Source organism: Curtobacterium sp. MCLR17_042 (assembly GCF_003234695.1).
Lineage (GTDB): Bacteria > Actinomycetota > Actinomycetes > Actinomycetales > Microbacteriaceae > Curtobacterium > Curtobacterium flaccumfaciens.
Genome location: NZ_QKTD01000013.1, coordinates 25,103 through 46,047 on the forward strand (window position 1 = coordinate 25,103; position 20,945 = coordinate 46,047).

Consider the following 20,945-nt stretch of genomic DNA (forward strand, 5'->3'; position numbering starts at 1 on the left):
CCGGTTTCGCGCACCATCCTTCCGACGACGTAAGAGGAACCGAACCATGTCCGACATGCCCACCACCCTCAGCAGCGGCACGCTGACGACGATCGAGCAGCGGGGCATCGAGCCCGTGCCCCGGGAAGAACGAACCGGCACGCCCGGCGCGCTGTTCTGGGTCTGGTTCGCCGCCAACATCTCCATCCTCGGCCTCCCACTCGGTGCGACCCTGGTCGCGTTCCAGGGCCTGACCATCTGGCAGGCGCTGCTCGTCGCGGTCATCGGCGCCGCCGGGTCCTTCGCGGTCGTCGGCGTCATCTCGATCGCCGGTCGTCGCGGCGGGGCTCCTGGCCTCACGCTCAGTCGAGCGGTGTTCGGCGTCCGGGGCAACATCGGCCCGACGTTCGTGTCACTGCTGTCCCGGCTCGGCTGGGAGACGGTGAACACCACCACGGCGGCGTTCGTGCTGCTGTCGCTGTTCACGATCCTCTTCGGCACGGGCGGTGACGCGAAGGCGAACCCGGTGCTGACGATCGTCGCGATCCTGGTGTTCGTCGTCGCCACGGTGCTCGTCTCCGGCCTCGGGCACGCGTTCATCGTCGCCGTCCAGAAGTGGGCGACGTGGGTGTTCGGCGCGCTCAACGTGTTCGTCGCCGTCTTCCTCGTGCTCCGCGTCGACTGGGACGTCGTCGGGTCCCAGCCCGCGGGCCCCGTCGCCGCGATGGTCATCGGCATCGGCACAATCGCCGCCGGCACCGGCATCGGCTGGGCCACGGCCGGAGCCGACATCGCCCGCTACACCCGCACCTCGTCGAAGGCAGGCGCCCTGATCGCGTCGAGCGCCGCCGGTGCGGGCATCCCGCTCGTCGTCCTGGTCGGTCTTGGCGCACTCGTCTCCGCCGGCGACCCGACCCTGGCGCAGGCGGGCGACCCGGTCGCCGCGATCCGCGACCTGCTGCCCAGCTGGATGGCGATCCCCTACCTCATCGCGGCGTTCGGCGGCCTCCTGTTGTCGAACCACCTGTCCGTGTACTCGGCGAGTCTCACCACGCTGACCCTCGGCATCAAGGTCCCGCGCGTCTGGGCGGTCGCGGTCGACGTGGTCGTCACCACACTCGGCGCGATGTACTTCATGCTCGTCGCCGACGGCTTCTACGCGCCCTTCATCACGTTCATCTCCGTCCTCGCCGTCCCGATCACCGCGTGGCTCGGCGTCTTCATGGCCGACATGGTGCGGCGGCGCTGGTACGACCCTGCTGCGCTCCTCGACCTGCGCGCTGGCGGCCGGTACTGGTACCGCGGCGGCGTGGCCTGGGGTGCCCTCGCCGCCTGGATCGTCGCGATCGTGATCGGCTTCCTGTTCACCGAGGTGCAGGTCGGTGATGCGGCCCCCGTCTTCGTCGGTGCGTTCTCCGGAACGTGGATCGGTGCGAACGGCCTCGGCTGGGTCGTCACGTTCATCGTCGCTGCCGCGGTCTACCTGCTGACCGGCGGAGCACGCGGACGGCTCACCGAGGACGAGCCGGCCACGACCGCGGACGCCGGGGCGAGCGCCTGATGCCCCGCCTCGTCTCGGTCGGCAACGTCATCGTCGACATCGTCATGCGCGTCGACGCGATCCCGGATCCGGGCGGCGACGTCATCGCCTCCGCGTCGGAGATCACCGCGGGCGGCGGCCTGAACACGATGGTCGCCGCCGCCCGGGACGGGCTCGACGTCGCCTTCGGGGGCCAGTACGGCAGCGGGCCGTTCGGCGACGTGGTGCGTCGCGCACTCGCGGCGTCGGGCGTGGACGTCCTGCAACCCGGTCTCGCCGACGTCGACAGCGGGTACTGCGTCGCACTCGTGGACGCGTCGACGGAGCGGACCTTCGTCACGAGCGTCGGCGCAGAGGGCCAGCTCGGCCGCGCCGACCTCGACCGGATCGCCCTCGTCGCCGACGACACGGTGTTCGTGTCCGGCTACGGCCTCGCGCACGCCGTCAACGGGCAGGCGATCGCCGATTGGCTCGGGACGGTCCCCGACTCCGTCCGCGTCGTCCTGGACCCGTCGCCGCTGGTCGACACGCTGCCCCCGGCGGTGCTCGGCCCCGTCCTGGCGCGTGCGGACGTGGTCAGCGCCAACGGGCGGGAGGCGCGGCTCATGGCTCCCACGTCCGCGGGACTCCCCGAGGCGGTCGCCTCCATCGCCGCGGCCGCCCGCGGGACCGCCTTGGCCCGCGACGGCGCAGCCGGCTGCTGGGTCGTCGAGCCCGGCCTGGAACCAGTGCTGGTGCCAGGCTTCCGGGTCGCTGCGGTGGACTCGAACGGCGCGGGAGACGCCCACGGCGGAGTGCTCGTGGCTGCGCTGTCCCGAGGTGCGGTCCTCGTCGACGCCGTCCGACGGGCGAACGCTGCGGCAGCCCTCGCGGTCACCAGGAACGGTCCGGCGACAGCACCGACCGCAGTTGAGACGGACGCGCTCCTCGCCCGGCTCGCGTGACGCGCCGACAGGTGTTCCTCGGGGTGGTCGTGCGCTCGGTCGGCTACCCGGGCCTCCGGTGCGATCTGGCGATCGCGTACCGTCGCAGCCGCACACCGCCGCGGCGCTCGGTCGACAGCAGGACGGCGTCGTAGTGCTCCAACACCCCGATGGAGCCGTTGTTGTCATCACGGCAGACGGCGATCACCGGGTCGATCCCGACGCGCGATGCGTGCGCGAGCACCTGGCCCAGCGCCCAGGTCGCCACGCCTCGGCCCCTCGCCGACGGGCGGATCCCGTACCCGACGTGGCCGAACCGCTGCACGCCGGCCGCGTCTCCCGGCGCCCGGAGTGCGATCCCGCCCAGGACGCGGCCGTCCTCGACGATCCACCAGAGGGGCCCGGGTCTGGCGTGCAGTCGGCCGACCCAGGTGCGGAACCCGTCCTCGTCGCCGACGTCGTCCTGGGCGGTGATCCCGAATCCGTCCTCGTGCACGCCCGGCCCCCACTCGGCATGCGCTTCGGCCCACGCCTCGTACAACGCCGTCTGCGGCCTCACCAACTCGAGCATGTCCAAGTATCACAACGAAGCGGGTCGGTGGCGATCCCCTCGTGCGGATTCGACCGCGGTCGCTTCCGGGGTCGCACGCGCGACCCGCACCGACCGTGACCCGTAGAGTCGAGAGACTCTCGACGTCAGGACCCGAACGATGACCAGCCCCGCAACCGACCCAGCCGGAGCCGAGCGTTGGGCAGCCGCCGCCCGGCTCGCCGACGGCCAGAGTGACGACGGGCTCCGCCGCCGCCGGACCCGCGTGTTCGTGTGGGCGGGGGCACTCGTCCTGGTGTCGTGGGCGGTCGGGGTGGTCCTGGCACTGGTGCTGGTGCCGGCCACCGGGAGCAGCCACGCGAGTGGCGGCGATGGCGTGCAGCTGCTCGTCCAGCTCCTGCTGTTGCTGCTCGGGCTGGTCGTCGGCATCGTCGGTTTCGTGTGGGCCTACCGCTCCGGTCACTACGTCACTCGCTGGCGATCGGTGAGCAGCCCGCTCTCCCGCGCGGAGCAGCGGTCGGTGCGGCGTCAGATCGCCGGCCAGGAGCCGATCGACGACGAGCACGCGGACATCGTCTTCGCGGTGGCCGTGCAGAACCGTCGAGCCACGCTCGGGATCCTGCCGATCTTCGGCGCCGTGATGCTGTTCGCCGCCTCGACAGCGGTGAGCACGGACAGTCTGCCCATCAAGCTGATCGAGCTCGTCGCGTCGTTCACGGTGGTGCTCGGGCTCGTACAACTGGCCCTGCAGTACCGACGAGCCGGGCGGTTCCTCTCGGAGCGCCCAGTCAGCTGACGTCGTCCGGCTGGCCGCCCGCACCGCTCGACCGTCGGCGGCGTCGGCTCCTCAGGACCAGCAGGAGACCGACCAAGGACGCGGCGCTCCCGAGGAACACCCCCGCCCCGACCCACGTCGTGGCGGACGTGCCGTGCCCGAAGAGCGCGTTGATGAGCATGCCGAGTCCGACGGCCACGCCGGTGAGCAACACCGCGCAGGTCGGTTCGAGCGACGGAGGCGACAGGAGCGACCGTCGGTCGACCGGGAGTCCGCGGTCCAGTCGAGCACGCGCAGCTCGCTCGCGGTCCTGGATCGTGATCCCGATCATCGGCCCCCAGAACGCCACCGTGGCCTGGCTGCCGCCGGGATCGACCAGGACCAGGATCGCCAGCGTCGCCACCGCACCGCCGAGGTACCACCAGGGGAAGACCCGACGGATCGGGACGGCCCAGCGGCTGTCCCGCCGGGTGCCGTTTCGCGGGTGGTGCTCGCCGCCACTCGTGACCACGGTCAGTGCTTCCGGCGCAGATCGGCGCTGCCCTGTGGCCTGGGAGTGGTCACGGGCTCAGGCTACCGGCGGACGTCCGTCAACTTGGCCGCTCCCGGTGAGCACTTCCGAAGTGCCGTCACCTGCCTGAGACCGCGCAACCGCCAGTGCCTGCTCGGCCGACGCGAGGAGCACCGGATCACTGGCCTGTCTGAGCGCGACGGCGAGTGTGAAGTCCTCGACGGCACGGTCGACGCTCCCGGCTGCGAGCAGCGCCTTGCCCCGGTGTTGCCGCATCGTGGCCTCGCGAGTCGTGCCGATGCACTCGGCGACGAGGAGGTCGTACTCGCGCACTGCAGCGCGAGTGTCGCCGAGGTCACGGTGACAGTCGGCCCGCAATGCTCGGACACGCTGCGTCGAGGCGACCCGTTCGAGGCGACGAAGCGCATCACCCGCCTTGCCGGTCCACAGCAACTCGATCTCCTCACGGAGTGGGTCGTCGGCCAACCCGGCGCTGAACGCAACGAGGTCGGTGATCACCGGACGGAGATCGGCGGACCGGATCCGCCATCCGGGGCCACCCTCGACGTCGTCCGTGGTGCCCGTCCCCCGCGTGTGCGGCGTTCGAGGTTCCGGGATGCACGCTGTCATGGGCGGCGTCAGCGTCGCAGCTGAGATCGCCGGTGTCCCACCCAGGCACTGACCAGGACGACGACAGCGCAGATGCAGGTGACGAACCCGAAGGGCCGCGATCCCGACTGGGTGAACAGCGCGACCGAGACTGCGAGGAACACGATGCCGAGCAGGGCGAAGACGACCCACACGGCGGACGAGCGAAGCATGCCCGGAGTCAACCACTACCGCCCGAGCAGCGGCTCCCTCGACGCCATCCCCGCGGCACCGGCCCGTGCGACAGCGTCGGGCAGCGCCGTCAGGAACGCGTCGACGTCGGCATCGGTCGTCGTGTGGCCGAGCGTGATCCGGAGCGCACCACGGGCATCCTGCTCCGACAGTCCCATCGCGAGCAGCACGTGCGACGCCTCGGGCACACCGGCCTGGCACGCCGACCCGGTCGAGACCGCGACCCCGGCGGCGTCGAGCAGGAACAGGAGCGAATCGCCCTCGCAGCCGGGGAACGTGAAGTGCGCGTTGCCCGGCAGCCGGTCGGCCGGGTCCCCCATCAGCACCGCTGACGGCACGGCCGCACGGACCCCGGCGACCAGGCGGTCCCGCAGGGCGACGAGCGACGGGTGCGGCATCGGTTCGGCGACGACCGCGCTGGCCGCGACACCGAAGGCCGCAGCCGCCGGGGCGTCCTGCGTGCCGCTCCGCACCTGCCGCTGCTGCCCACCGCCGTGGATGAGGGGTTCGACGGTGGCCTTCCGCCCGAGCACGAGTGCGCCGATGCCGACGGGCCCGCCGATCTTGTGCGCGGAGACGCTGAGGGCGTCGAGGCCGGACCCGGCGAACGACACCGGCACCTGCCCGTAGGCGGCGACCGCGTCGCTGTGCACGGGCACGCCGGCGGCGTGCGCGAGCTCGACGATCCGTGACACGGGCTGGATGGTGCCCACCTCGTTGTTCGCCCACAGGAACGTGACCAGGGCGACGTCCGAGGCGTCAGCGAGCCGCGCCTCCAGTCCGGCGAGGTCGACGCGACCTTGCGCGTCCAACGGGACCACGTCGATGACGGCGCCCTCGTGCGTCTCCAGCCAGGTCAGGGTGTCGACGGTGGCGTGGTGCTCGCCACCCGGGACGACGATGCGGGGCCGCTGGCGGTCGCGCTGGCGAGCCCAGAACAGGCCCTTCACGGCGAGGTTGATGCTCTCGGTGCCGCCGGAGGTGAACACGACCTCCACGGGGTCGGCGTCGAGCGAGCGGGCGACGGCGGCGCGGCCGTCCTCGAGCAGCATCTTGGCGCGCTGACCGGCGCTGTGGATGGACGACGGGTTGCCGACGGTGCTGAGGGCATCGGTGAAGGCGGCGAGCGCCTCCGGCAGGATCGGCGTCGTCGCGGCGTGGTCGAGGTAGACCGACAAATGCACCCCCTGGATCGAGCAGTGTCCAGGATACGCGCCGGTCCTCGTACCCTTGTCGCGTGCACGAGACAGCGATCGACCTGACGCCGGGGTTCTCCCTGGGCGGGACCGTCCCCCGGTTCACCCTGCGGTCCGCGACGGCGACGGGCGTCGTCCTGGTCGTGGCGAGCGCGGGGAGCGCCGACGGAGCCGACCCCTCCGACGTGCTGCCGACGCGGTACGCGCTCGAGCGGGTGCCGGACACGGACGTGTGGACCGGCGAGGTCCCCGGGATCGTGCCCGGCGACCGCTACCACCTGCTCGTCGACGGGCCGGTCGGGCCGCGGCACGAGTTCGACCCGACGCGTCCGCTGCTCGACCCGTACGCGCGGGGCATCCTGCCGACCGGCGACGACGAAGCGGTCGGCCCCCGGTGGACCAGCGTGGTCGTCGACGACGCGTTCGACTGGGGCGGCGTCGTGAAGCCGCAGGTCCCGCTCGACCGTGCCGTCGTCTACGAGGCGAACGTCCGCACCCTGACGGCCGCGAACCCGCACCTGCCGGAACACCTGCGCGGCACGTACGCCGGGGTCGCCCACGAGAGCACGATCGCGCACCTGCACCGCATCGGCGTCACGACGCTCGAACTGCTGCCCGTGCAGGCGTTCGACACCGAGCGGTGGCTCCGCGACGCCGGCCGGCAGAACGCCTGGGGCTACAACACGCTCGGGTTCTTCGCCCCGCACGCCGCGCACGCCTCGGCACCGGCGCAGCAGGAGGGCGCCGACGCCGTCCTGCGCGAGTTCAAGGGCATGGTCCGGCTGCTGCACGAGGCCGGCATCCAGGTCGTCCTCGACGTCGTCTACAACCACACCGCGGAAGAGGGCCTGGGTGGTCCGACGACGAGCCTGCGCGGCATCGACGGCGCGAACCGCTACCGCTGGGCGCAGACCGACCCGCCCCGTCGTGACACCTACTACGACACCACCGGGTGCGGGAACACGCTCGACACCTCGGTCGAGGCGACGGCGGACCTCATCGTCGACAGCCTGGTGTACTGGGCGCGCGAGGTGCAGGTCGACGGGTTCCGCTTCGACCTGATGGCCGCCCTGGCCCGCGACGGCGAACACCGGTTCGACCCGTCGCACCCACTGCTCGAGCGCATCCGGAACCACCCCGACCTGCAGGACACCCTGGTGATCGCCGAGCCGTGGGACGTCGGCCCGGACGGCTGGAAGACCGGGGAGTTCGGCGCGGCCGGCCACCGCACGAGCGAGTGGAACGACGGGTTCCGCAACACGGTCCGCCAGTTCTGGCTCACCGACATCGCCGAGGAGCGCCGCACCGGCCTGCCGCAGACCGGGATCGGCGCGCTCGCCGGAGCCCTGACCGGGTCGCGTCACGTCTTCGGCGCCGACCGCGGACCGCTGGCGAGCGTCAACTTCGTCACCGCGCACGACGGCTTCACCCTGCTCGACCTGGTGTCGTACGACGGCAAGCACAACGAGGCGAACGGCGAGGACAACCGCGACGGCTCGAACGACAACCGCTCGTTCAACCACGGCATCGAGGGCGACACCGCCGACCGCGGGGTCCGCGCCGCGCGCGGCCGGTCGATGCGCAACCTGGTGGCGACCCTGATGCTCTCCGCCGGGGTGCCGATGCTCACCGCCGGCGACGAGCGGAGCCGCACGCAGCACGGCAACAACAACGCCTACGTGGTGTCCGACGACCTGACCCCGGTGGACTGGTCCGACGACGAGGACGCCGAGACGATGACCGAGGCCGTCGCCGCGCTGGCCCGGTTCCGGCAGGCGCACCCGTCGCTCCGCCCCACCCGCTTCGGCGTCGAGGGGCAGGAGACCCCCGGGGCATCTCGCATGTCCTGGTACGGGCCGGACGGGCACCCGATGACGATCGAGGGCTGGGACCAGCCTGTGCACCGCGCCCTGCAGTACTTCGTCGAGTCGACGCCCGAACACGAGCCCTTCGACCGCGTCCTGGTGGTCGTGCACGGCAGCGGCCGCACCCGCGACCTGACCCTGCCGGTGCGCGAGGACGTCCTCGGGTACCGCCTGGCCTGGTCGAGCGAGAAGCACCGCGACCACGAGCGCCTCCGTCCCGCCGGGCAGGTCTTCACCGCCTACGGCCCCGGCATCCACCTGTTCGAGGTGGCGTAGCGCCGAGCAGGCGGGTGCGGCCCGGCATCGCGACCGAGTGGCGGACGGGAGGCCCGTGGCGGCCCCGCCACGGGCCTTGCGTCCGGTCCTCAACAGGCTCCACGGCGCGCCCGGCCCTCCACAGCGGGCCGATTCCGGGGAACGCGGAGCCGCTCGCCGGGTAGCGTCGCTTCCGTGGCCACCGCAGACCGACCCCGCCGCCCGAAGATCGGGCGCATCCCGATCACCGAGCTCGCCCCGAGGACGCCGAACGGCTTCCCCGGCAAGGCATTCGACGGCGAGGTGATCACGTTCGGTGCAACCGTCTTCCGAGAAGGACACGGCATCATCGGCGCCGACCTCGTCCTCGAACGCCCAGACGGTGGAACCCGCACCGTCCCCATGACCCTCGGTGCCCCCGGCACCGACCGCTACGAAGCCACGGTGCAGGTCGACCACGTCGGCGTCTGGACGTGGCACGTCGAGTCGTACTCCGACGACTGGGCGAGCTGGCTCCACGGCGCACGCCTGAAGATCGCGGCCGGCGTCGACACCGAGGCGACCCTGCTCGACGGTGCCGTGCTGCTCGACCGGCTGGCCGAGGAGACCGACTCCCCCGCCGCAACCCGAGCCTCCGCACGCGTCCGCGACACCGACCTCGACCCGGCCGAGCGCCTCGCCGCCGTCGACGACCCGCGGATCGTCGCCGAGGTCGAGGAAGCCCCGCTCACCTCGCTCCGGACCCACTCCGCCACCCAGCTGCTCGACGTCGAACGCACCCGCGCCGGCGTCGGTGCCTGGTACGAGTTCTTCCCCCGCTCCGAAGGCGCGAAGAAGAACCCCGACGGCTCCTGGAAGAGCGGCGACTTCCGCACCGCGGCCCGCCGTCTGCCCGCCGTCGCCCGGATGGGCTTCGACGTCATCTACCTGCCGCCGATCCACCCCATCGGCACCACCGCCCGCAAGGGGCCGAACAACACGCTGACGCCCGGGCCGAACGACCCCGGCAGCCCCTGGGCGATCGGCTCCCCCGAGGGCGGGCACGATGCGATCCACCCCGACCTCGGCACCGAGGACGACTTCCGCGACTTCGTCGAGACGGCGAAGAACACCGGCATGGAGGTCGCGCTCGACTTCGCGCTGCAGTGCTCCCCCGACCACCCCTGGGTCACGCAGCACCCGGAGTGGTTCACGCAGCGTGCCGACGGCTCCATCGCGACCGCCGAGAACCCGCCGAAGCGCTACCAGGACATCTACCCGATCCAGTTCGACACCGACCCCGAGGGCCTGGTCACCGAGGTCGAGCGTGTCCTGCGCCACTGGATCGACTTCGGCATCCGCATCTTCCGCGTCGACAACCCGCACACCAAGCCGCTCTGGTTCTGGGAACGCGTCATCCGTGAGATCCGCGACGAGCACCCCGACACCGTGTTCCTCGCCGAGGCGTTCACCCGCCCGGCGATGATGCGCGCGCTCGCCGAGGCCGGGTTCCAGCAGTCGTACTCGTACTTCACCTGGCGCAACACCAAGGACGAGATCGAGGACTACTTCACGGAGCTCTCGCACGAGACGAGCGACTACCTGCGCCCGAACCTCTTCGTGAACACGCCCGACATCCTCACCGAGTACCTGCAGTTCGGCGGCCGTGCCGGCTACAAGGTGCGCGCGGCACTCGCCGCCACCGGTGCTCCGACGTGGGGCATGTACGCCGGGTACGAGCTGTTCGAGGACGTCGCCCGTCCGGGCTCGGAAGAGAACATCGACAACGAGAAGTACGAGTACAAGCCGCGCGACTTCGCCCTGGCCGAGGCCGAGGGTGCGTCCCTGGCGCCGTACGTGACGATGCTCAACCGCCTGCGTGCGGCGCACCCCGCGCTGCGACAGCTGCGGAACCTGCACGTGCACGCCGCCGACGACCCGGCGATCGTCGTCTACTCGAAGCACCTGTCGGGCGAGTACATCCGGTCAGGGCGCCCCGACACCGTGATCGTGGTCGCCAACGTCGACCCGCACTCCGCCCGTGAGACCACCGTGCACCTGGACCTCGCCGCACTCGGTCTGCCGACCGAGGGCCTGTTCGACGTCCGTGACGTCGTGACCGGTCAGCGCTGGACCTGGGGCGCGTCGAACTACGTCCGCCTGGACGCGTTCCAGGAGCCCGTGCACCTGCTCGTCGTGGAAGGACCCCACCGATGACCCCCGAACCGACCGACCCCACGAAGCGCGGACCGGCCGTCCCGCCGGTGCCGCCTCCGCCGCCGGCCGTGCCGCGGTACGAGCCGAAGGTGTCCGCGCCCGACGAGGACCTGCCCGGCGCTCCGCCGGCGCAGCGCGAGGCGCCCGACCGCGGCGTGGCGGAGTCCGCCACGCTCGCCGGGCACCCCGCCGACCCGACGCACCCGCGGCAGCCGTCCGTGGCAGCCGCCTCGGCGTCCGACACCCCGACGGCCCCGACCGGAGGCGCCGCCCCCGTGGTCCGCCCGGCCTCCGTCGACGCGCCCGTCGCCCCCAGCGCCGCTGCTTCGGCGTCGGCTGCTGCCTCGGCTCCGGCCGCCGCTGCCGCCACCGGTACGGCCACGGATCCGCGTCCGGCTCCGATCGAGGACTGGCTGCGTCTGCAGGTGGCCGAGGGCCGCTGGTCCCAGCCGCACGACGTGCTCGGCCCGCACCCGGTCGACGGCGGCACCAGCGTCCGCGTCGTCCGGCACCTGGCCCGCGCGGTGCGCCTCGTGCGCCCCGACGGCGACGACATCGAGCTCACGCACGAGGGTGACGGGCTCTGGGCCGGCGCCACTGCCGAGACCCTCGGTCGCTACCGCGTCGAGTCGGAGTACGACTACGACGAGTCCACGGACGAGGACGACGCCACCTGGACCACTGACGACGCGTACCGGTTCGCCCCGACGCTCGGCGAGCTCGACCTGCACCTGTTCGGCGAGGGCCGTGACGAGCAGCTCTGGCACCACCTCGGCGCACACGCCCGCACGGTCGACGGTGTCGACGGTGTCGCGTTCGCCGTCTGGGCGCCCCGGGCCACCGCCGTCCGCGTGATCGGCGACTTCGAGGGCTGGGAAGGCCGCACCACCGCGATGCGCCGTCTGAGCGACCTCGGCGTCTGGGAGCTGTTCTGGCCCGGCGCCGTCGTCGGGCAGCGCTACAAGTTCCAGATCCTCACCGACTCCGGCTGGGTGGAGCGGGCCGACCCGTTCGCCCGCGAGGCCGAGATCGCGCCCGCCACGGCCTCCGTCGTCACCGAGTCCACGTACACGTGGTCCGAGGGCGACGCCGCGTGGATGGAACGCCGCGCACAGACCACCACGCACGACGCCCCGATGAGCGTCTACGAGGTGCACCTCGGCTCGTGGCGCCCCGGCCTGTCGTACCGCGAGGTCGCCGACCAGCTCATCGGGCACATGGAGTACACCGGCTTCACCCACGTGGAGTTCCTGCCGCTCGCCGAGCATCCGTTCGGCGGCTCGTGGGGCTACCAGGTCACCGGCTACTACGCACCGACCGCGCGCTTCGGTTCGCCGGACGACCTGCGCTACCTGATCGACCGCCTGCACTCCGCCGGCATCGGCGTGATCATGGACTGGGTCCCCGGGCACTTCCCGAAGGACGAATGGGCCCTCGGTCGCTTCGACGGCTACGCGCTGTTCGAGCACCCGGACCCCCGCCGCGGCGAGCAGCTCGACTGGGGCACCTACGTGTTCGACTTCGGACAGCCGCAGGTACGCAACTTCCTCGTCGCGAACGCGCTGTACTGGTTCGAGGAGTTCCACATCGACGGCCTGCGGGTCGACGCGGTGGCCTCGATGCTGTACCTCGACTACTCCCGAACGGACTGGCTGCCGAACGTCCACGGCGGCCGCGAGAACCTCGACGCGATCTCGTTCCTGCAGGAGACGAACGCGACGGCGTACAAGCGCTACCCCGGCATCGTGATGATCGCCGAGGAGAGCACCTCGTGGCCGGGCGTGACCCAGCCGACGAGCGCTGGCGGACTCGGCTTCGGGCAGAAGTGGAACATGGGCTGGATGCACGACTCGCTCGAGTACGTGCAGCGCGACCCCGCGTACCGCAGCTACCACCACGACGAGATCACGTTCTCGTTCGTCTACGCGTTCAGCGAGCAGTTCACGCTGCCGATCAGCCACGACGAGGTCGTGCACGGCAAGGGCTCCCTGTACGGCAAGATGCCCGGCGACGAGTGGCAGAAGCTCGCCAACGTGCGTGCGTACCTGGCGTTCATGTGGGCGCACCCCGGCAAGCAGCTGCTCTTCATGGGCCAGGAGTTCGCGCAGCCCGCCGAGTGGTCCGAGGCGAAGGGCCTCGACTGGTGGCTCCTCGACCAGCCCGGCCACCGCGGTGTGCAGGACCTCGTCGCGGAGCTCAACCGCGTGTACAAGGACTCCCCTGCGCTCTGGACGCACGACTCGACGGCCGACGGCTTCGAGTGGCTCGAGGGCGGCGACGCACCGCACTCGACCCTCGGGTTCCTGCGGAAGGACGGCGACGACCGGGTCGCGGTGTTCGTGAACTTCTCCGGCGTGCCGGTGGAGCGGCGCTTCGGGCTGCCGACCGCGGGCGAGTGGCACGAGGTCCTCAACACCGATGCTGCCGAGTACGGCGGCTCGGGAGTCGGCAACCTCGGCGTCGTCACCGCCGAGGACACCCCGTGGGCGGGCCGCCCGGCCTCGGCGCACCTCGTGGTGCCGCCGCTCGGCGCCGTCTGGCTGAAGCTCGCCCAGTAGCCCGGTCAGCGTCCTCGACGCGGCCGACGGACAGACGGGAGGCCCGGTGCCAGCTGGCACCGGGCCTCCCGTTTGCCTCGTGCCGGGCGAGCGGTTGTGCTCGGGACGCCGTCGTGTCCTCGAGACGCCCCCGAGACGCCGAGACGCCGCCGGATTCGGCGGCGTCTCGGTGTGACGACGGCGTCTTCTTCGCCTTACGGACCCCGCAGGTCTAGTACAGCGCGTTCGCCAGGCGGCGGCGCGCCGCGACGACGCGCGGGTCCTCGCTGCCGATGAGCTCGAAGTACTCGACGAGTCGGACGCGCAGGGCCTCACGGTCGTCGCCGAACACCGTCGGCACCAGGTCCAGGAGACGCCCGAAGGCGTCGTCGACGTGCCCGCCGGAGATGTCGAGGTCGGCGACCGCGAGCTGTGCCTGGACGTCCTGCGGGCCGGCGGCAGCGGCCGCACGGATCTCGTCGGCCGTCCGGCCGTTCAGCCGGTCGAGCAGCGACACCTGTGCGAGCCCGGCCACGGCCATCTGGTCGTGCGGGTCCTGCAGGATCGCGGTCTTGTACTCCTCGATCGCGGTGGCGTAGTCGCCCTGCTCGATCGCGTCGTACGCGGCCTGGTGGTGCGGCGGGAGTGGCTCCGGCTCGGGCTCGCCCTGCTCAGCGTCGACCACTGCCGCAGCGCCGTCGACGGTCACGCGACCGGCCACGCCGTTCTGCTCGGCGGCCTGGAGCACCTGCTCGTAGACGTCGCGGACCTGCGCCTCGGGCAGTGCCCCGACGAAGAGCCCGAGCGGGCGTCCGCCGATGACGGCTGCGACGGTCGGGATCGACTGCGCCTGGAACGCCTGCACGAGCTGCGGGTTCGTGTCGGCGTCCACCTTGGCGAGCACCACGCGGCCGTCGTACTCCGCGGTGAGCTGCTCGAGGATCGGCGAGAGCTGCTTGCACGGCCCGCACCACTCGGCCCAGATGTCGACGATGACCGGGACGACGTTCGACAGCTCCAGGACGTCCTGGAACGTCGCGTCGGTGACGTCGATCACGAGCGACGGGACGGTCAGGTCGGCACCGTTCCCGGCGCCGGCCTCGGTGCCGGGAACGGCTCCGCCGGCGGAACCCGCCGGGGCGGGAGCACCGGACGGCTGGGGCGGCCGCTGTGCGCGGTCGACGAGGGACGACAGGTCCACGGCTCCGCGGAGCCCGGACGGGGTCGGGGGGATGTTGCTCATTGCACCTCACTCGCTGCGGTCAGGCCCTGTGTGAACCCGAGCAGGACCACTTTGCCATCCGAGGCGACCGGCGGCACGTAGAAGAGCAGCTGGACGCTGTAGGTCGCGCTGATGCCCTTCTTGCTCGTGTCCACGCCGGACAGTGCCTTGACGGCACCCTCGGTGTTCACCTCGGCGCCCGACGCGGTCGGGGTCACCTTCTCGATCTCGTCCAGGTCGGCGGAGACCAGGGCGCCGGCATCGTCGGTCGCGATCGCGACGGCGGAGTCGGCGGGCACCTCGGACGAGTACTCGATCTTCGCCGTGTCCGGCAGGGCCTTGGCCTTCTTGTCCTTGTACGCCTTGCCGATGGTGGTGCGGAGCGCATCGCCCTCGGTCGCGAACAGGTCGGCGTACTCGCTGGCGGTGTCCTTCGACAGGATGTCGCCGTAAGCGGTCGCGACCTGGTCGGGCTGGATCGTCAGGAGCTTCGACTCCGGCGCGAGCAGGGCGGCACCGATCGTCGTCGGGGCGAGGCTCGGGATCTTCGCGTCGGCCTCGAGCGAGACGTCGTACGCCACCTTGTAGGGATCGCGGGCGGTGTCCTGCACCAGGGTCAGGGCCTGCGGCGCAGACTTGGCGTCACAGTCCTCGGCGACGATCGTGAAGACCGTTCGGGGCCAGGTGTCGGTCTGCTGCGGCAGCGCGACGCACACCTGCGCGGCCGAGATCGCCGGCGGTGCCTTGACGTCCGAGTCCTTGCCGCGGATCGAGTAGTTCGCCAGACGGAGGTCGAGCGCCGCTCCGGAGAACCGGGTCCTGACCAGGTCACGGTCGCGCGCCCCGTCGGCCTGCTTCGCGACGGCGGCGGTGCGCTGCACGATGCGGGTGATCTGCTGCTTGGTCGCAGCCGTCGGCTCGGACGTCTCAGCAGCCCCCGTGGCGGTGGCCGTCGGGGTCGGCGTGGCGAGCGACGGGTCGCCGCCCTGCGGCCAGTAGTCCGAGGAACAGCCGGCGAGGGTCAGGGCGCCGACGAGCAGCACCGGGACGCCGATGAGCGCGCGCGTGCCGCGACGACCGCGGCGCGGCACCTGGGCTCCGGCGGCGGCGGCTCGACGGGACGCACGCACCCGCGGCGGGCGGCTGCCACCACTGCGACGGCGGGGACCGCGGCCACGGCGCTGGTGCAGGAAGGCGAGGACGAGCAACACGAGGCCCCCGAGGACGAACACGCCGCCGGCCACGAGCAGCGGACCGACCGCCGGCGTCGCGGTGTCCTGCGGCCAGGTGACGGACACGTCGCTCGGCGCTGCGGCCTTGCCGTCGCTCACGACGAGGACCGAGACGTCCTGCGGCAGGCGGACGGTGAACTGTCCGGCACCGTCGTACTCCTGGTACCAGAGGTCACTGCCCTTCGGCGAGGGGACGCTGGTCTCGCTGCCCGAGGTCGACCCGACCAGCGAGCCCTTCTCGGCGTCGAAGCGGAGCGTGGTGTGCTCGGCGTCACCGATCCAGGCGTCGACGTCGGCGGTCTTGCCGTAGGCCGCGAAGACCTTGCCGGAACCGGACACGTTGATGCGCTGGTAGCCCGGGTTGGCGTTGAGCGTCGTCCCCGGGATCACGGTCACCGGGGCGGAACTGGTCGTCGAGCTCTCGGCCACGAGCGAGGACGGCGGCGCGAACACGGTCCGCTGTCCCACCGCCAGCGCCACGAGCAGCAGACCGATGACGAAACTGACGATCGCCAGGACGAATCGCACGAACTCTCTCCCTACCGCGCCGGGGTGGGGATGTCGGCGCGCGAATCAGCGACTCAGGATAGCGAGCAACGCTGGACAGCGCATCAATCCGCGCTGTCGCCGGACTCAGACGACCCCCTCCGGCCGCCACTACAATCGACCGCGGGCCGATCCAGGCCCTCCGCCGAGCACCCAGGAGCGACACGTGGCGAACGACGAGGCCGAGTTCGGGACCGAGCTGCGGGGGTACCGCCGCGACGAGGTGGAGCGTTCGCTGAACGACCTGCGCCGCGAGCTCATCAAGTCGAACAACGACCGCGCCGACGCCGCGAAGGAGATCCGTCTCCTGCAGGCCCGGGTGTCCGAACTGCAGGGCGAGCTCGACGAAGCCGGCACCCCCACGTACAGCGGACTGGGCACCCGCCTCGAGTCGACCCTGCGTGTGGCCGAGGAACAGTCGACCCGCCTCATCAGTCAGGCGGACATCGACGCCCAGCGGCTCCGTGCCTCGAGCCGCGCCGAAGCCGAGCGCACCGTCCGCGAGGCCCAGGAGGAAGCGCGCGACACCCTCGAGGACGCCCGCACCCGCGCCACCAACGAACTGACCCGCGCCCGCGCCGAGGCAGCCGACACCGTCGAACGTGCCCGGGCCGAGGCCGGTCTCCTCACGCAGGACGCCCGCAACGAAGCTGCCGCGATCCGCGGGGCAGCCGTGACCGAGGCCGCCGAGGTCCGTTCCGTCGCCATCCGCGAGACGAACGCGCTGCGCGCCCAGGTCGAGCACGAGGTCGCCGAGCTGCGCGAGATCGCCCAGCGCGAGTCCGCCGACGCCCGCACCGCCGCCGCCGAACTCGACCGTGAGACCGAGCACCGCCGTTCGGTCTTCGAGGCCGACCACGCACGCCGTACCGAGGACCTCGACCGCGAGGAGACGACCCGACGCGAGGCCCTCGAGCGCGAGGTCACCGAGGGTCGTGCCGCCTGGCACCGTGAGCGTGACGAAGAGCAGCAGGCACACGCGCTGGCACTCGAGACCGGTCGCGCCGAACTCGAGTCCGAGGTGACCCGCCGCCGCGCCGAGCTCGACACCGAGGTCGCCGACCGCCGCGGCGAGCTCGACGAGGAACTCGCCGCCGCCCGCGCCGAGTGGGACCGCGAACTCGCCGCAGCCCGCACCGCACTCGAGCAGGAGATCGAGGCGGCCCACGCGCAGCTCCGCGTCGACGAGGAGCAGACCCGCGTCGAGAACGCGCGCCTGGTGCAGGAGACCGCCGACCGGATCGCCCGGGAGCTCGAGGAGCACGACGCCCGGATCGCGCAGGAGCGCGCCGAGGCCGACGCGGCAGCCGAGCGTGCCGTCCGGGAGCACGAGAACGCCATCGCCGCCCGACGCGAGCGCGAGCACGCCGAGGTCGACACCGAGATCGCCGACCGTCGCACCGCCGAGCTCGGGGTGCTCGAGGCCGAGCGCACCGCCCTGCGGCAGGAGATCGACACCGCACGCGCCGCCCTGGTCAAGGAGCGCGACGAGGTCCGCGCCGAGATCGCCCGGGAGCGCGACGAGGCCCGGACGACGCTCGAGTCGGAACTCGCCTCCCGCCGCGACGACGCCGAGCAGGACTACCTGCGGAAGCACCACGAGACCGTGACCGAGACGCAGAAGTACCTGGACGAGGCCAACCTGCAGCTCGCCGAGGCCACGCGCCGCGCGACCGAGGCCCGCGAACGCGCGGAACGCCTGCAGCAGGAGGCCGACGACCTCGAGCGCACCAGCACGGCCGAGGCCCAGGAGCACGCCCGCACCATCGTCGCCGACGCGCAGGACCGGGTGCACCGGATGGTCGCCGACGCCGAGGAGCGCACCGCCGGCGTCATCGCCGAGGCCGAGGACCGCCTGGCGGCGATCCGCACCGAACGCGAAGCCGTCGCGGGCTACCTCGAGAACCTCCGCGGGGTCCTCACGAACGCCACGGGCCTGCTCGGCACGGCACCCGCCGCAGCGTCCGCTGCGGACGCTGCCGACGACGTGGACGCGACCGACCGCTGACGGTCCACGGCCTGGAGGCGCGACCCGCGCCTCCAGGCCGTCCCACCTGGTGCAGGTGGCGGGCCGCAGGGCGTCGTACGGACGTGCTCAGACGGGCCAGTGGGTCGGCAGCGGGGCGCTGCCCGGCACGACGAGGTCGGCGATCGCGTCGAGGACGATCCGCACGTACCGCTCCCCCACCCACAGGTGCTTCGCACCGTCGACGGGCACGACCCGGACGTTCGGGGCGAGCGCGAACCGTGCCGCCGCGGCCTCGGGCTGCAGGAAGTCGTCGTGCTCGGGGACGAGCGCCACGACCGGCACCTCGACGGCAGCCCAACGGGCGAGTTCCTCGTCCGAGGTGCGGTGCAGCGGCGGTGACAGCAGGACGACACCGGCGACCGTGCCGGCCTCGACGTGTTCGAGCGCGTGCTTGAGGATCACCTCGGTGCCGAAGGACCACCCCACCAGCCACGGGGTCGGCAGGCCGCGGTCGACGACCTCGGCGACGGCGGCGCGCAGGTCGAAGCCCTCGGACACGCCCTCGCCGAAGACACCCTCGGACGTGCCGCGCGGCGACGTGACGGACCGGAAGTTGAACCGCAACACCGCGATGTCGGCGAGGGCGGGCAGCCGTGCCGCGGCCTTCTTGAGGACGTGCGAGTCCATGAACCCGTGCGCGGTCGGCAGGGGGTGGAGCGTGACGATGGTCCCGCGAGCCGGGGTGTCGGCCGGCTCGGCGAGTTCACCGACGAGCGTCAGGTGGTCGTCCGTGACGAGCTCGACCTCGGTGCGACGGGCCGGCAGCACGGTGGCCGACCGGATCTCGGTGTCGTGCGGCACGTCGTGCTCGGTCATGCGATGCTCCAGCAGTGGTTGTGCCAGTGCCGGCGCGACGCCAGGTCGGCGGCGTCGCCGAGCACGCCGTCCGCACGCCAGACCACCACGTGGGCGGTGCCGGGCAGGACGCTTCCGCCGCATCCCGGGCAGATGTACTCCTTCTGCGCCGACGCGGCCGAGATCGGCTGCACCTGGTACTCGCGACCGTGGCGGACCTCGGTGCGCTTCCACGAGCTCATCAGCCGGTCGAGGGTGGTCTCCTCGTCAGGCTCGACGTCGCGACCACGGGGACGCCGCGGCCGGTTGCTGCGCGGCACCCGAGCAGCCGATCAGTACCAGTTGTTGGCCTGGCTGTGTCCCCAGGCACCGCAGGGGGTGCCGTAGACGCCGGCGATGTAGTTGAGACCCCAGGTGATCTGCGTCGCCGGGTTGGTCTGCCAGTCGGCGCCGGCCGTGGCCATCTTGCTGCCGGGGAGGGCCTGCGGGATGCCGTACGCACCGCTGGGGTTGTAGGCGTTCACCCGCCAGCCGGACTCCTTGTTCCACAGCGAGACCAGGCAGTTGTACTGGTCGGTCCCCCAGCCACGAGCCGTGACCTGCTGCAGGGCGATCGCCTGCGCGCTGCCCGGGTCGGGCGTCGCGGCGGTGGCGGCGAGCGTGTTGGCGGCCGAGACCGGCTGGGTCTCGGTGGCCGCGGCGTCCGCGCTGTCGTCGGTGGTCTCGGCGTCGGCGTCGGCCTCGTCCTCTTCGACGACGGGCTTGACGACCTTCGGGGCCGGGACGGTGACGTCGTAGCCGTCACGGTCGGCGGCGGCCACGGCGTAGGTGCCGTGCGCGGTGTACTGCTGCGGCGCCGGCGGCGTCTTCACGAGCACCGGGGTGTCGACGGCGGCCTGTGCCACGTCGGCCTGCAGCGGGTTGAACAGCGAGCCGCCGACGAACAGGAACACGCCGACGAAGGACATCATCGGGGCGACCGCGCGCTTGCGGGCGACGGCGTTCACCGACGACGCGGTGGGCTTCACGAGCTTCGGCGTCGCACGGCGCTGCACCGTCGCGGTGCGCTGCTTCGCGGGACGCTGGTCGGCCTCGACCAGGGCATCGTGGGCGAAGGACGCCACGCGCTCGTCGGAGACGCGGTTCGCCGCCACCGACTTCGGCGTGGCGACCGGACCCGTCGTCGCGGGCGCTGCCTGCGGGGTCACCCCGAACGCCGACGTCTCCGTCGTGCGGGTTCGCTGCATTGCCGCGCGGCGCTCACCGGAAGCCTGGAGGCTGAGGTGCTCGCGGGTATCGCGGTCGGAGCTTGAGTCTGCCGTGTGCCTGCCCATGAGTAGGACCAGGGTAACGGAACGATCACGGAAAGCGAAGCACCTGGGGACAGCGCGTCGTCAGCGGACAGCGAGCATCACTTCGACGACGGCGTCGAGCAGGGCGTCGACCTGCGCCTCGCGGTACCCGCCGTGCTTCGGGCGGAAGACGATCGAGCGGACCTCGGTGAGGCTGAGCGGCTTGCCCTCGCGGAAGTACCCGGCGAGTCGGACGGCGAACGCGTCGACGTCCTTCGGGTGGTAGCCGGTGCCGAGCACGCTGACCCGGCTGAACCGCTGCCCGTCGGGCCGCTCGAGCCGCGCCACGACGTCGGAGGCCTTCGTCCGCGCCTCGGCGTACCAGGCCTTCTTGCCGACCTCGCTCATCTCCCGCTCACGCTCGCGGGCCGCGAAGGCGTCCTCGAGTCGCTCGAGTGCGGCGTCGACGTGCGACGTGGAGTAGCCGCCCTTGCGCATCGAGAACGCCGTGGCGCGGATCTTCGCGGCCTCGATGCCGGGGGCGCTGTCGTCGGCGGAGTACGCGCGCCGGGCGTCCTCGAGGAAACGCTCGACTTCGTCGACGTCGTAACCGAGGGCGGAACGGGCTGCGGTCGGGAAGGTGGTGGCCACGGCGTCATTCT

At 72.1% G+C, this 20,945-nt stretch carries 18 protein-coding genes; 7 read left to right on the forward strand and 11 right to left on the reverse strand.

Going from position 1 to position 20,945, the window contains the following annotated elements:
• Positions 1 to 55 precede the first annotated feature (55 nt).
• Complete coding sequence (locus DEJ02_RS13150; RefSeq protein WP_258378733.1) at positions 56 to 1,540, forward strand: cytosine permease; 1,485 nt, start codon at positions 56 to 58, stop codon at positions 1,538 to 1,540.
• The gene (locus DEJ02_RS13155) at positions 1,540 to 2,463 is read left to right on the forward strand and encodes a PfkB family carbohydrate kinase (RefSeq protein ID WP_111033379.1); all 924 of its coding nucleotides are present in this window, start codon (positions 1,540 to 1,542) and stop codon (positions 2,461 to 2,463) included. Before DEJ02_RS13150 ends, DEJ02_RS13155 begins: the two co-directional genes overlap by 1 nt.
• Positions 2,464 to 2,506: 43 nt before the next feature.
• On the opposite strand, the gene DEJ02_RS13160 is transcribed toward DEJ02_RS13155, so the two are convergent.
• Positions 2,507 to 3,013 (reverse strand): GNAT family N-acetyltransferase, encoded by a 507-nt coding sequence (locus tag DEJ02_RS13160; protein WP_111033380.1) that lies wholly within the window; start codon positions 3,011 to 3,013, stop codon positions 2,507 to 2,509.
• Positions 3,014 to 3,152: 139 nt separating this feature from the next.
• Here DEJ02_RS13160 and DEJ02_RS13165 point away from each other — a divergent pair, with 139 nt between their 5' ends.
• A complete protein-coding gene (locus DEJ02_RS13165; protein WP_111033381.1) occupies positions 3,153 to 3,788 on the forward strand; it encodes a hypothetical protein in 636 nt (211 codons plus the stop codon).
• Here DEJ02_RS13165 and DEJ02_RS13170 read toward each other — a convergent pair.
• The 4 genes from DEJ02_RS13170 to DEJ02_RS13185 all read right to left on the reverse strand — a co-directional run bounded on the left by DEJ02_RS13170 (position 3,781) and on the right by DEJ02_RS13185 (position 6,296).
• A complete protein-coding gene (locus tag DEJ02_RS13170; RefSeq protein ID WP_111033382.1) occupies positions 3,781 to 4,278 on the reverse strand; it encodes a hypothetical protein in 498 nt (165 codons plus the stop codon). The two genes, DEJ02_RS13165 and DEJ02_RS13170, sit on opposite strands and share 8 nt — an antisense overlap.
• A 57-nt stretch (positions 4,279 to 4,335) precedes the next feature.
• The gene (locus DEJ02_RS13175) at positions 4,336 to 4,797 is read right to left on the reverse strand and encodes a hypothetical protein (RefSeq protein WP_258378734.1); all 462 of its coding nucleotides are present in this window, start codon (positions 4,795 to 4,797) and stop codon (positions 4,336 to 4,338) included.
• A 119-nt stretch (positions 4,798 to 4,916) separates the two neighbouring features.
• On the reverse strand, positions 4,917 to 5,099 hold the full coding sequence (locus DEJ02_RS13180; protein WP_111033384.1) for a hypothetical protein: 183 nt from the start codon (positions 5,097 to 5,099) through the stop codon (positions 4,917 to 4,919).
• A 15-nt stretch (positions 5,100 to 5,114) separates the two neighbouring features.
• Positions 5,115 to 6,296, reverse strand: coding sequence for a cysteine desulfurase family protein (locus DEJ02_RS13185; protein WP_111033385.1), 1,182 nt, complete (start codon positions 6,294 to 6,296; stop codon positions 5,115 to 5,117).
• 59 nt (positions 6,297 to 6,355) lie between these two features.
• Here DEJ02_RS13185 and DEJ02_RS13190 point away from each other — a divergent pair, with 59 nt between their 5' ends.
• The 3 genes from DEJ02_RS13190 to glgB all read left to right on the forward strand — a co-directional run bounded on the left by DEJ02_RS13190 (position 6,356) and on the right by glgB (position 13,188).
• Complete coding sequence (locus DEJ02_RS13190; RefSeq protein WP_111033386.1) at positions 6,356 to 8,455, forward strand: glycogen-debranching protein; 2,100 nt, start codon at positions 6,356 to 6,358, stop codon at positions 8,453 to 8,455.
• A gap of 174 nt (positions 8,456 to 8,629) precedes the next feature.
• Positions 8,630 to 10,630, forward strand: coding sequence for an alpha-1,4-glucan--maltose-1-phosphate maltosyltransferase (locus DEJ02_RS13195; RefSeq protein ID WP_181440358.1), 2,001 nt, complete (start codon positions 8,630 to 8,632; stop codon positions 10,628 to 10,630).
• Positions 10,627 to 13,188, forward strand: a complete 2,562-nt coding sequence (gene glgB, locus DEJ02_RS13200; protein WP_111033387.1) for a 1,4-alpha-glucan branching protein GlgB — start codon at positions 10,627 to 10,629, stop codon at positions 13,186 to 13,188. Before DEJ02_RS13195 ends, glgB begins: the two co-directional genes overlap by 4 nt.
• 211 nt (positions 13,189 to 13,399) lie before the next feature.
• Here the strand turns inward: glgB and DEJ02_RS13205 are convergent, their stop codons facing one another.
• Positions 13,400 to 14,410 (reverse strand): tetratricopeptide repeat protein, encoded by a 1,011-nt coding sequence (locus tag DEJ02_RS13205; RefSeq protein WP_111033388.1) that lies wholly within the window; start codon positions 14,408 to 14,410, stop codon positions 13,400 to 13,402.
• Positions 14,407 to 16,149, reverse strand: coding sequence for a hypothetical protein (locus DEJ02_RS13210; protein ID WP_111033389.1), 1,743 nt, complete (start codon positions 16,147 to 16,149; stop codon positions 14,407 to 14,409). Before DEJ02_RS13210 ends, DEJ02_RS13205 begins: the two co-directional genes overlap by 4 nt.
• A 184-nt stretch (positions 16,150 to 16,333) precedes the next feature.
• On the opposite strand from DEJ02_RS13210, the gene DEJ02_RS13215 reads away from it, so the two are divergent.
• The gene (locus DEJ02_RS13215) at positions 16,334 to 18,175 is read left to right on the forward strand and encodes a hypothetical protein (protein ID WP_181440359.1); all 1,842 of its coding nucleotides are present in this window, start codon (positions 16,334 to 16,336) and stop codon (positions 18,173 to 18,175) included.
• A gap of 87 nt (positions 18,176 to 18,262) precedes the next feature.
• Here the strand turns inward: DEJ02_RS13215 and DEJ02_RS13220 are convergent, their stop codons facing one another.
• The 4 genes from DEJ02_RS13220 to DEJ02_RS13235 form a co-directional block, all read right to left on the reverse strand.
• Entirely contained in the window at positions 18,263 to 19,012 is a 750-nt protein-coding gene (locus tag DEJ02_RS13220; RefSeq protein WP_111033390.1) for an alpha/beta hydrolase, read from the reverse strand.
• Complete coding sequence (locus DEJ02_RS13225; protein ID WP_110863985.1) at positions 19,009 to 19,311, reverse strand: hypothetical protein; 303 nt, start codon at positions 19,309 to 19,311, stop codon at positions 19,009 to 19,011. Before DEJ02_RS13225 ends, DEJ02_RS13220 begins: the two co-directional genes overlap by 4 nt.
• A 12-nt stretch (positions 19,312 to 19,323) precedes the next feature.
• Positions 19,324 to 20,238, reverse strand: coding sequence for a lytic transglycosylase domain-containing protein (locus DEJ02_RS18700; protein ID WP_245166192.1), 915 nt, complete (start codon positions 20,236 to 20,238; stop codon positions 19,324 to 19,326).
• Between the two features lie 147 nt (positions 20,239 to 20,385).
• Positions 20,386 to 20,934, reverse strand: a complete 549-nt coding sequence (locus DEJ02_RS13235; RefSeq protein ID WP_111033391.1) for a DivIVA domain-containing protein — start codon at positions 20,932 to 20,934, stop codon at positions 20,386 to 20,388.
• Positions 20,935 to 20,945: the final 11 nt, after the last annotated feature.